At 63.7% G+C, this 10,669-nt stretch carries 8 protein-coding genes and 4 pseudogenes; 8 read left to right on the forward strand and 4 right to left on the reverse strand.

Annotated elements, in window-relative coordinates; translation table 11 throughout:
* Positions 1-95: 95 nt before the first annotated feature.
* Positions 96-191 (reverse strand): annotated as a pseudogene (locus AWC03_RS27985) (SDR family mycofactocin-dependent oxidoreductase); the annotation flags it as partial.
* Between the two features lie 70 nt (positions 192-261).
* Between AWC03_RS27985 and AWC03_RS27115 the strand changes: the two are divergent.
* The 6 genes and pseudogenes from AWC03_RS27115 (at position 262) to AWC03_RS21865 (ending at position 6,856) form a co-directional block, all read left to right on the forward strand.
* Positions 262-792 carry a hypothetical protein gene (locus AWC03_RS27115; RefSeq protein ID WP_142278473.1) on the forward strand — a complete coding sequence of 177 codons (531 nt, stop codon included), beginning with the start codon at positions 262-264 and terminating at the stop codon, positions 790-792.
* A gap of 80 nt (positions 793-872) precedes the next feature.
* Positions 873-1,262 (forward strand): ArsR/SmtB family transcription factor, encoded by a 390-nt coding sequence (locus AWC03_RS21835; RefSeq protein WP_085242796.1) that lies wholly within the window; start codon positions 873-875, stop codon positions 1,260-1,262.
* A pseudogene (gene arsB / locus AWC03_RS21840) lies at positions 1,259-2,847 on the forward strand (ACR3 family arsenite efflux transporter). Before AWC03_RS21835 ends, arsB begins: the two are co-directional and overlap by 4 nt.
* The gene (gene arsD, locus AWC03_RS28385) at positions 2,844-3,704 is read left to right on the forward strand and encodes an arsenite efflux transporter metallochaperone ArsD (protein ID WP_476738887.1); all 861 of its coding nucleotides are present in this window, start codon (positions 2,844-2,846) and stop codon (positions 3,702-3,704) included. Before arsB ends, arsD begins: the two are co-directional and overlap by 4 nt.
* A 17-nt stretch (positions 3,705-3,721) precedes the next feature.
* The gene (gene arsA / locus AWC03_RS21860) at positions 3,722-5,491 is read left to right on the forward strand and encodes an arsenical pump-driving ATPase (protein WP_085242803.1); all 1,770 of its coding nucleotides are present in this window, start codon (positions 3,722-3,724) and stop codon (positions 5,489-5,491) included.
* A gap of 462 nt (positions 5,492-5,953) precedes the next feature.
* Positions 5,954-6,856, forward strand: coding sequence for a hypothetical protein (locus AWC03_RS21865; RefSeq protein ID WP_085242799.1), 903 nt, complete (start codon positions 5,954-5,956; stop codon positions 6,854-6,856).
* 695 nt (positions 6,857-7,551) lie between these two features.
* Here AWC03_RS21865 and AWC03_RS21870 read toward each other — a convergent pair.
* Positions 7,552-8,025, reverse strand: coding sequence for an ArsI/CadI family heavy metal resistance metalloenzyme (locus tag AWC03_RS21870; protein ID WP_085242800.1), 474 nt, complete (start codon positions 8,023-8,025; stop codon positions 7,552-7,554).
* Positions 8,026-8,127: 102 nt separating this feature from the next.
* Here AWC03_RS21870 and AWC03_RS21875 point away from each other — a divergent pair, with 102 nt between their 5' ends.
* Positions 8,128-8,487, forward strand: coding sequence for an Rv2640c family ArsR-like transcriptional regulator (locus AWC03_RS21875; protein WP_085242801.1), 360 nt, complete (start codon positions 8,128-8,130; stop codon positions 8,485-8,487).
* Positions 8,488-8,587: 100 nt separating this feature from the next.
* On the opposite strand, the pseudogene AWC03_RS27990 reads toward AWC03_RS21875, so the two are convergent.
* Positions 8,588-8,716, reverse strand: a pseudogene (locus AWC03_RS27990) (site-specific integrase); the annotation flags it as partial.
* Between AWC03_RS27990 and AWC03_RS27995 the strand changes: the two are divergent.
* Positions 8,711-8,836 (forward strand): annotated as a pseudogene (locus AWC03_RS27995) (site-specific integrase); the annotation flags it as partial. The pseudogenes AWC03_RS27990 and AWC03_RS27995 overlap by 6 nt on opposite strands.
* A gap of 456 nt (positions 8,837-9,292) precedes the next feature.
* Here AWC03_RS27995 and AWC03_RS21890 read toward each other — a convergent pair.
* The gene (locus AWC03_RS21890; RefSeq protein ID WP_085242802.1) at positions 9,293-10,447 is read right to left on the reverse strand and encodes an acyl-CoA dehydrogenase family protein; all 1,155 of its coding nucleotides are present in this window, start codon (positions 10,445-10,447) and stop codon (positions 9,293-9,295) included.
* Positions 10,448-10,669: the final 222 nt, after the last annotated feature.

The raw sequence follows: 10,669 nt of genomic DNA on the forward strand, positions 1-10,669 counted from the left end.
TACGATGCACAACGGACCGACCAACCCCTGGTCGGAATCCAATAACCCGAGCCTCCGACAGAGTCAGGGCGTTTCACCCGGAACGCGGCCTCCCCCTCGGAGACCAGATAGGCGATCGCGGCGCTGATGTCTTTGGGCTCGAGCAGCTCCACAGGCAGCGGGTTCTGCAGGTGGGCGCCCCCTTCCGGGAAGCTCCGCGAGGACATCCCCTGGCTCCGCACAATCGATGCCGAAGCCTGCATCGGCTGCCAGCTCTGCTATGTGACCTGCGGGCGAGCCGTCTTCGAGATCGAGGATGCCATCGCCGTCGCCGTCGACCCTATGAACTGCGCGGTCGGTGCTCCACCTGCGGTAACGTCTGCCCGACCGGCGCGATTACGTTCCCGCCGATGGACGCGGTATGGAAGCTCGAACGTCAACGGCAGATCTTCCGCACCGTCAAGAAAACAGGCGGCGCGCAAGCACGAACGCGAAGACATCGCCAAAGCGCGCGCCGACGCGCAGGCCGCCATCGAACTCGTCACCACCCGCGCTCGCGTCGAAGTGGCCGGCGAGTTCGGTGACAAGCAGTTCCTCGTCCGCCTCGAAGAGCTCCCCGGCGACCGCCCCTACGACATCGTCAAACTGCGTCTCGAGGTCCCCACCGTCAAGGGCGCCCGCGCCAAAGCGCCGTCCTACATGACCTTCGAGGTCGCCTCTGAAACCCAAGAGGCCGTCGAGCCGTTCCTCAACGACGTCCGCGCCCCTATCCGCGACGCCTCGCGCGTCCTCGTCGCCATAACGGGTCAGTGACAACCGGACGCGGTAGGTGCTTGCGTCACATTTCGTGCCCACCGATTGGCAATTGATTCGGACTCTGTCAATATAGAAGGATGTCAAATCAAGCGGTCGTTGTGAGTGCACCGCAGTGCTCACCCCTAGCCCGTGCACCCCTGAGCGAGGCTTCGGCCGCGACGCTGGTGCCGATGTTCAAGGCACTGGGTGACCCGGTGCGACTGCGTTTGGTGAGTCTGATCGCCAGCCATTCCGGCGGGGAGGCCTGCGTGTGCGACATCTCCGCGACCATCGACTTGTCTCAGCCCACCATTTCCCATCACCTCAAGGTGCTGCGCTCGGCAGGGCTGCTGGGCAGCCAGCGCCGCGGCACCTGGGTCTACTACCGGGTGATTCCCGCGGCCCTGCAGCAACTTTCAGCCATCCTGCAGATCGAGGGCGGCCCCGCCACCCCGTCAGATGCCTGCACCGAGGAGGTCACCCGATGAGCGCCACCGCCCACACCGAGCACCCCGCTGTGGTCAAGAAGCTTTCAGCGCTGGACCGGATGCTCCCGCTGTGGATCGGCCTCGCCATGGTCGCGGGGCTGCTGCTGGGCCGGGTGATTCCCGGCCTCGGTGACGCGCTGAGCGCCGTCGAGGTCGACGGGATCTCGCTGCCCATCGCCATCGGTCTGCTGGTGATGATGTACCCGGTGCTTGCCAAGGTGCGTTACGACCGCCTCGACACCGTCACCGGCGACCGCAAGCTCATGGCGGCGTCCCTGGTCTTGAACTGGGTCATAGGGCCGGCACTGATGTTCGCGCTGGCCTGGCTGCTGCTACCCGACCTGCCCGCATATCGCACCGGTCTGATCATTGTGGGACTCGCGCGGTGCATCGCGATGGTCATCATCTGGAACGACTTGGCCTGCGGCGACCGCGAAGCCGCCGCAGTCCTGGTGGCGCTGAACTCACTGTTTCAGGTGGTGATGTTCGCCGTGCTGGGCTGGTTCTACCTCTCGGTGCTGCCGGGCTGGCTGGGCTTGGAGCAGACCACCATCAATACCTCGGTGTGGCAGATCGCCAAATCGGTGCTGATCTTTCTGGGCATCCCGCTGCTGGCGGGCTTCCTCACCCGCCGCTGGGGTGAAAGGGCCAAGGGCCGGCAGTGGTACGCGTCGCGGTTCCTGCCCAAGATCGGGCCGTGGGCTCTCTATGGGCTGCTGTTCACCATTGTGATCCTGTTCGCGCTCCAAGGCGATCAGATCATTTCCCGGCCTTTGGATGTCGCGCGGATTGCGCTTCCGTTGCTGGCGTACTTCGCCATCATGTGGGGTGGAGGCTATGTCCTCGGCGCTGTCCTCGGCTTGGGCTATGAACGCACCACCACGCTGGCATTCACCGCCGCCGGCAACAACTTTGAGCTGGCGATCGCGGTCGCGATCGCCACCTATGGCGCTGCGTCGGGACAAGCACTGGCCGGGGTGGTGGGCCCGCTGATCGAGGTGCCGGTGCTTGTCGCTCTCGTCTATGTCTCCCTTGCCCTACGTAAGCGATTCGTTCAACCGACGCAACCTGACTCGTCGCCCGCGGAATCGGCCACATCCATCACCAAATCCTGAGTCCTCACAGATCAGCTTCAATTCCGGAATGGTTGACCCCCATGGCTTCTCGCCCCAGTGTGTTGTTCGTCTGCGTTCACAACGCCGGCCGTTCGCAGATGGCCGCGGGATTCCTGGCCCATCTCGCCGGCGACAGGATCGAAGTCCGCTCGGCCGGTAGCGCCCCGGCCGACACGATCAATTCGGCCGCCGTTGAGGCGATGGCCGAGGTCGGCATCGACATCTCAGACCAGTCCCCCAAGATCCTCACCGCCGACGCGGTCGAGTCATCCGACGTGGTGATCACCATGGGCTGCGGCGATGCCTGCCCGGTGTTCCCGGGTGTCAGCTACCGGGACTGGGCGTTGCCCGACCCCGCGGGCAAGGGCATCGAGGCGGTCCGCCCGATCCGCGACGATATCAAGGCCCGGGTCGAAACGCTGATCGGCGAACTCGTCCCCGCTAGTCCTCCCCAGGGGAGCCATCCGTGAGGAAGCCCTCGGTGCTGTTCGTGTGTGTCAAGAACGCCGGGAAGTCGCAGATGGCGGCCGGCTTGATGCGCAAGATCGCCGGCGCGACCGTCGATGTGTACTCCGCGGGGACGAAACCCGGTACCGGCGTCAACGCCCTGTCAGCGGAATGCCTGCTCGAGGTTGGTGTCGACATCACCGGCGAGCACCCGAAGCCGCTCGACCCGGAGCTCGTCGGCGACGTCGACATCGTCGTGACGCTGGGAAACGAGGCCCACGTCGAGCCGGTCCAGGGCACCAGGTTCGAAACGTGGGACACCGATGAGCCGTCCGAACGCGGCATTGACGGGATCGACCGCATGCGGCTGATCCGCGACGACATCACGGCGCGAGTGCGAGTGCTCGCCGAGCAGCTGCGCACCGCATCACCGGCACAAACCAAAACCGGCCCAAACCAAGGAGATCGTTCGATGAGCAAGGTTCAGGTGTTCGAGCCCGCATTGTGTTGCGCCACTGGCGTCTGCGGTGAAGACGTCGACCAACGACTGGTCAGGTTCTCCGCCGACCTGGATTACGTCCGCAGCCGCGGTGGTGACGTTTCCCGCTACAACCTGGCAAGCGAACCCAGTGCGTTCGCCGAATCCGACACCGTGAAAGCGTTCCTGCACGTTGCCGGATCCGACGGGCTGCCGCTGGTTCTGGTGGATGGAGTCACCGCGATGACCGGGCGGTACCCCGACCGCGCTCAGCTCGCTACCTGGGCCGGCATCGATGCTTCCGGACCAGCCGGACCGACCAGCCTCGATATCACCGAGACGACCACTGCCGGAGGCGGTTGCTGCAGCAGCGACAGCTCAGGCGCCACCGACTGCTGCTGAAAGAACCGGCCATGCCCATGAAGTTTCTGGACGCTCCGCCACGATTTCTGTTCTTCACCGGCAAGGGCGGGGTGGGCAAGACCTCCATCGCGTGTGCCACCGCGATCGCGCTGGCCCGCCACGGCAAGAAGGTGCTGCTCGTCAGCACCGACCCGGCGTCCAACGTCGGACAAGTCTTTGGGCTGACGATCGGCAACACCATCACCGGGGTCCCCGCGGTCGACGGTCTGTCGGCTCTGGAAATCGATCCGGAACAGGCCGCCGACGCTTACCGCGAACGCATCATCGGCCCGGTGCGTGGACTATTGCCGGACGCGGAGGTGGCATCGATCACCGAACAACTCTCCGGCTCGTGCACCACCGAGATCGCCTCCTTCAACGAATTCACCGAACTGCTAACCGATTCCGACGGCGAAATCGGCCAGTTCGACCATGTGCTGTTCGACACCGCCCCTACCGGGCACACCATCCGCCTGCTGCAATTGCCGGGCTCGTGGACTGACTTCCTCAACGAGGGCAAGGGCGATGCATCCTGCCTGGGGCCGCTGTCCGGTCTGGAGAAACAACGCGTCGTCTACGCCGCTGCGGTCGCCGCGCTGGCCGATCCCCAGCGCACCCGCCTAGTGCTGGTGGCCCGTGCCCAGAGGTCGACGCTGGCTGAGATCGCCCGCACGCAGCGTGAACTCGCTGCGATTGGCTTGACCCACCAGTACGTCGTGATCAACGGTGTCCTGCCCGCATCTGCCGGGCGCACTGACCCGCTCGCTGCGGCGATCTACCAGCGCGAACAGCAGGCGATCGCGTCGCTGCCCGACGAACTAGATACCCTGCCGCTGGACCTGGTCGATCTCAAGCCCAGCAACATCGTCGGCCTGGACGCCCTGGCGTCGCTATTCATCTCGGATGCGGGCGGACCGGATGAGCAACAAGGAATGGCCGCCGACGTGATTGACACCCCGCTGGCGAATCTGATCGACGAACTCGCCACTGGGGACCACGGATTGATCATGTGCATGGGCAAGGGCGGGGTCGGCAAAACGACGATCGCCGCCGCGATCGCTGTCGCCCTTGCCCGGCGTGGTCAACAAGTGCACCTGACCACGACCGACCCCGCCGGGCACCTCATCGACACCCTCCACGGAACACTGCCGAACCTGCAGGTGTCGGCCATCGACCCGGTCGAGGCGACCCGCATCTACCGCGAACATGTGCTCACCACCAAAGGCGCCGCGCTCGATGAGCACGGCCGGGCGACCCTCGCAGAGGATCTTCGCTCGCCATGCACCGAGGAAGTCGCTGTGTTCCAGGCGTTCTCGCGCGTCATCGGTGAATCGCTGCACAAGTTCGTCGTCGTGGACACGGCCCCAACCGGGCACACGCTGCTCCTACTCGATGCCACCGGCTCCTACCATCGCGAGGTCGCACGGCAACTGGGCAACCGACGCTTCACGACTCCGCTGATGCGTTTGCAGAACCCGGACCAAACCAAAGTCATCATCGTCACCCTCGCCGAAACCACCCCGGTCCTCGAGGCCGCCGGATTGCAGGACGAACTCGAACGCGCCGGCATCCACCCCTGGGCCTGGGTGATCAACGACTCGCTTGCGGCCGCAAACCCGACCGCACCACTGCTGCGGCAGCGTGCCTTCGCGGAACTGCCGGAGATCGACAAGGTGAAGGGTCAGCACGGCGACCGGGTTGCGGTGGTGCCGTTGCTTGCGACCGAACCGGTCGGTATCCCCGCGCTGGAAGCGCTCGGGACGGCCCGAGGCGTCATGGCCCGGTGACCAGCAGCGACATCGACGTCAATGTAATCCTCAATGATCAGCCGCGGCCCGTGCCGGTACCTAGCCACACACCTCGCGGTCGGTACGGTTGCTGTCCCCCATGGCACTTCGCATCGCTCGAGCGTGCGGGAGCGACCCGGCCGGGCCCAAAGCAGGAAGGTTCTCCAGCCGACCGAAATCCTGCCTGTCCCGCGACCCTCGCGAAGTTCCGTGACGGCACGCCGTCGAGAAGTCGGGTGACCGCTCACGCTGCACGGGGAACCCGAGGATGACGAGGCTACTGTCCTACGCCGCCGAGCAATCGGTTCGAGGGACGACTGCGGGCGAGCGCGGCAGTGTGGCCAGTCGGGACTTTGCGCCAACGCACGCCAGCCGATGGGGAAGCGGCCCGGTTTCGCCACCTTGCGACGGGCGTAACCGCGGCCATCGGCAGGGCGTTGGAAGGCTGGTTAACGTAGGGATATGACACAAATGGCACCTAAGACCCCGGCCGCGCCTGAGGGGCCTGTGACGCTGTATTTTGAGTTTCGCGTTGCCGGCCCGGAACATGACGCCACCACGGGGGCGCTGAGGGAGCGGGCTTCGACATGGCGCCAATCGCCGGGCTTTCTGAGCCTCATGCTCAAGCAGATGAGCGGCGACTCGACCATGGTGAAAAACTACCCAGAGGCCTATAAGGGCGTCCTTGCCGAAGCTTATCTCGACGGCGTCAGGAGCCATTCGCAACCATATTTTTATTCCCTGTTCATTCGCTTTGCCGATTACACGCAACTCCGGGCATCCAAGATCGACGAGGACTTCGACCGAGCTGTGATGCCATTTCTTCACGCCGTTAAGCAAACTTCGACCGGGGTCGCCAAATCTCCCCAGCCCATGAGCGTCTATCGCAGTGTGTTCCAAACCATCGCCGCCGGCAACCGCGCGGGCATTTATACGACCACCATGGAAATGACGGACTTCCTGCGTCATCCCGTCGAAGCCCACGAGTACGACACCGTGACGGTCGTGAACCATGTCATGGTCGCAGATTCCGGACACCTCGAATGGGAAAAGCTCGTTCTCCCACTTCTCGAGGTGGCGCAAGAGACCTATCAGCCAAATGATGATCCAAGTGGCATCGGCCAACCCGGCAGCAAGAATAATCGACTTTATCGTAAGGCGTTATCGACCGAGATACTGCGCAACGCAGCCCCTGATGGCGAGTTGCGCGCCTATCTTATGCACGGCGTCTGGGAATCCGTCTGGGATCATGAAAACTCCCATCTCGATAGCCGGTTTCAGGAAGCCTCCGGCCCGGTAGGAGCCGGGGTCGAAATCGGCCCCGTTGAACCGTTCTATCTGACCCGGTTCCTGGCCGAGGCGTGAGCAAACCGAGGTTTCAATGACCACCTAAATTGGTGCTCACGGCAATCATCCGACCAAACCATGTTCGAAAGCGTCCCGCGTACGAATCATCCAGACCTACTAGCCCCACCTCGTTTTTGCGCGGGCTGGCTCGGCGGTTCGAGCCCGTTCCAGCCGGCGTGTGAGCTTGAGTATCGCAGCAGCGAGCTCATTGATCCAGTGGCCGAGATGCGTTATCTCGCAACGTGGTCCAGGTATTACGAGTGGGTCGTCGAGGGAAACATCAAGACCTGCTTCGATGAGATTGAGCACTCCGCGTTGACGGGGCGGGTACCTCAACCCGTCGGAGTCAACCGCACCCTCATCCATTTGCTCAATCCCGTTTCTTCGTTGGGCCCACGGAGATCTTGATGGTCAGCTCCCAGGACTGTGGTGCCAGTTCCAAGCAGCTGCGAGAGTTGTTTCAGCACAGTTCGATTCACTCAGTAGCGCCTTCAACCTCGCGCCAACTCAATGGCCGCGACCGCCGAGAGCGGCTCACGCACCGGCGGGCGAAGGCACATCCCCGCCCTGCGATCGACGGCGCAAATGACTTTGCATACATCAATATTGACCGGCATAAAATAGCCGTTACGCCTGTAACGCATGGACCACACCAATGCGCGGCAGCGGCGGGCGGGACGGCAGCACTGCCGTCCGCGCCGCTGCGGTCACAGTCAACAACACGTGACCGCCGTTGCCTTTTCGCCATCAGCCGGCGATCCGCCACAGCACGCAGCGCCGTCGGTTTCACGGTCGCCGTGTTGGGGGCTTGATCCGAATGTTTCAGAGTCGGCCAACACCGTGTAGACCTCCCACTGCTCCCCGCCCGGGCCGGTGACCCAGACCTTGTCTTGAGTGGCGAAGCAACAGGTCGTTCCGATCTCCTCGTCGGTGAACAAGCCCTCGCCCTGCAACCGGGCGATCTCCTCATGCACCTTCTCACTGGTTGGGACCTCCACCCCGAGGTGGTTGAGCGTGCCGCCCTTCCCGGGGTTCTCCAGCAGCACCAGCTTCAGCGGCGGCTCAGCCACCGCGAAGTTGGCGTACCCAGGCTTGCGCTTCGCCGGTTCGGTATTGAACAGCTTGGAGTAGAACGAAATCGCCTCGTCAAGGTTGTCGACATTGAGGGCCAGTTGTACGCGGGACATGGACCGACCTTCCCTATGTGTAAGACATATATCGAATTGGTGCAACACGCTCAGGATGCCACCCTTTTGATATATGTCAAACCCCTATGGCAAGATTGAGTCATGCCGAAGGCGTTGCCCCTGGTCGACATCACCGCGCCGGCCTGCTGTGCGCCGCTGGCGGCCGGCCCGATGAGCGATGACGATGCCCTGCGAGTGGCCTTGCGCCTGAAGGCGTTGGCAGATCCCGCGCGGGTCAAGATCATGTCCTTGCTGTTCAGCTCGCCTGCGGGCGAGGAGAACACCAGTGACCTGGCCGCCGTTGTCGAACTAACCGAATCAACCGTCAGCCACCACCTTGGCCAACTGCGTAACGCGGGCCTCGTCGAGTCGGAACGCCGCGGCATGAACGTCTATCACCGTCCCCACCACGACGCGATGGCCGCCCTGTGCGTGGTGCTCGACCCGCGGTGCTGCAGCTGACCTTCCGCCACCGCACATAACGCCGTCACGGGTGGGAGAGCTGTGGTGCTTCGGCTGATGGGTGGATGCCAACCGTCTGCCCGGAAGCCCGGAAGCCCGGGCTGGCGTACGTGTGGCGTAGGTCGTGAATCGTCAAGGGCGCCAGATGTGTTGTCTGCAGAGCATGAGACCAGCGGACGTGTCGGCGCCAGTTGTTGGACCTGAGGAAGCCACCGTTTGGCGAAGTAACATCTACAGCGACCTCTATTCAGATGAACTCGACCGCGTAGCCACAAACCTTGACCGGCTCCATAGCTCCGCCGCGAACCAGACGAGCGGACAAGAACCGGACACACCGAATCGTCCATAGAGTGCTGTCACCGTGTCCGTGCAGCTCAAGACTGGTGGCCAGGGGCGGGATCGAACCGCCGACCTTCCGCTTTTCAGGCGGAGTTCTGGCCTACACCAATGTGTTTCAGCTGGTCAGACCAGACGCGCGACCGGCATTCGGACGTGTTGGATCAGCTCGTCTAATGCGTTGGCCCCATCTTGGCCCCATGAAATGACCCCTATAGCGCCAGCCGATCGGCTCTGTGTGCGCCCCAGCGGCGCCAGTGTGAGACACGGGACTCAAAAGCCGGGCAGGACCTTTCAGCCCACTACAAACCCCTGCGTCGGCGGGTGTCAGACGGTCAGCCGATGCTTACGGCTCCGGTGATCGCTTCATCGAGTTCGCGCAGCGCGCCGTCGACCCCAACTGGCGTGGGGCACTCGCGATGGAGTCGGCTGCGTCCGTAGTCGTGCTAACCCGGCGGGTTCCGTTTCGTCAACAGCGGCCGCGCGCGACGAGCTGGCTGGCGATCACGTTGCGCTGGATTTCGTTGGTGCCCTCGCCGACGATCATCAGCGGGGCATCGCGAAAGTAGCGCTCGACATCAAACTCCGTCGAATAGCCATAGCCGCCGTGGACGCGCACCGCGTTCAGCGCGATCTCCATCGCAACCTCGGACGCGAACAGCTTTGCCATGCCGGCCTCCATGTCGGCGCGTTCGCCGCTGTCGTACCGCTCGGCGGCATACCGGGTTAGCTGGCGAGCGGCGGTGAGCTTGGTCGCCATGTCGGCCAGGTAGTTGCCGACAGCCTGGTGCCTCCAGATCGGTTGGCCGAAGCTCTCCCGTTGCTGTGCATAGGCGAGCGCGTCCTCGAGCGCCGCCGTTGCGACTCCGAGCGCGCGCGCCGCCACCTGAATGCGGCCGGTCTCTAGGCCTTTCATCATCTGCGAAAAGCCCCGACCCGGCTCGCCGCCCAAGACGGCCGACGCCGCCACGCGGCAGTGGTTGAACGTCAGTTCGCAGGCTTCAACGCCTTTATAGCCGAGTTTGGGCAGATCGCGTGACACGATCACGCCCGGGCCGTGCTCAATCAGGACGACGGAGATGCCCTTGTGCCGCGGCGTCGCGTTCGGGTCGGTCTTGCAGAGCAGCGCGATCAGCCCGGACCGGCGGGCATTGCTGATCCAGGTCTTGGATCCGTTGACCACTAACTCATCACCGTCGCGAAGGGCGGTGGTTGTCATATTCTGCAGATCCGAGCCGCCCCCCGGCTCGGTCAGCGCCATCGTCGCGCGCATCTGGCCCGTCGCCATCACTGGCAGATACTTCTGCTTCTGCTCCTCTGTGCCGAACAGCGCCAGCAGTTTCGCGACTACGGTGTGGCCGCCCATCGCCCCGGCGAGGCTCATCCACCCGCGCGCAAGTTCCTGGGTAACTTCCACGTAGCACGGCATCGACACCGGCGACCCGCCATACTCCTCCGGGATCGCCAGCCCGTAGATTCCGATGCGCTTCATCTGCTCGATCCAGGGCTCCGGATATTCGTTGGCGTGCTCCACCTCGCGCACGGTCGGCTTGACCTCACGGTCGATGAACGCCCGCACCGTGTCGACCAGCATGGACTCTTCATCGGTTAGTGCCGCGAACATCGATCCCCTTCCGCTGCGGTATGTACCAGGAGCTGTACGGCCATATGGGCGCAGCCGAGGCCCGCGCGAATGACGGTGCCTACTTCGATCGGATGAACGCGGGACATTGTGCCGCCGCCTATTGGCAAGCGCAGCATACATGCTTTGAAACGCCCTGACTCTGTCGGAGGCTCGGGTTATTGGATTCCGACCAGGGGTTGGTCGGTCCGTTGTGCATCGTAG

Source organism: Mycobacterium europaeum, from assembly GCF_002102155.1.
In the GTDB taxonomy this organism is placed as follows: domain Bacteria; phylum Actinomycetota; class Actinomycetes; order Mycobacteriales; family Mycobacteriaceae; genus Mycobacterium; species Mycobacterium europaeum.

What these genes read in the sequence shown, in the direction of transcription:
- AWC03_RS21835 (WP_085242796.1), top strand. Translation starts at nt 873, where the DNA reads ATGTCAAATCAAGCGGTCGTTGTGAGTGCACCGCAGTGCTCACCCCTA.
- arsA (WP_085242803.1), top strand. Translation starts at nt 3,722, where the DNA reads ATGAAGTTTCTGGACGCTCCGCCACGATTTCTGTTCTTCACCGGCAAG.
- AWC03_RS21865 (WP_085242799.1), top strand. Translation starts at nt 5,954, where the DNA reads ATGACACAAATGGCACCTAAGACCCCGGCCGCGCCTGAGGGGCCTGTG.
- AWC03_RS21870 (WP_085242800.1), bottom strand. Translation starts at nt 8,025, where the DNA reads ATGTCCCGCGTACAACTGGCCCTCAATGTCGACAACCTTGACGAGGCG.
- AWC03_RS21875 (WP_085242801.1), top strand. Translation starts at nt 8,128, where the DNA reads ATGCCGAAGGCGTTGCCCCTGGTCGACATCACCGCGCCGGCCTGCTGT.
- AWC03_RS21890 (WP_085242802.1), bottom strand. Translation starts at nt 10,447, where the DNA reads ATGTTCGCGGCACTAACCGATGAAGAGTCCATGCTGGTCGACACGGTG.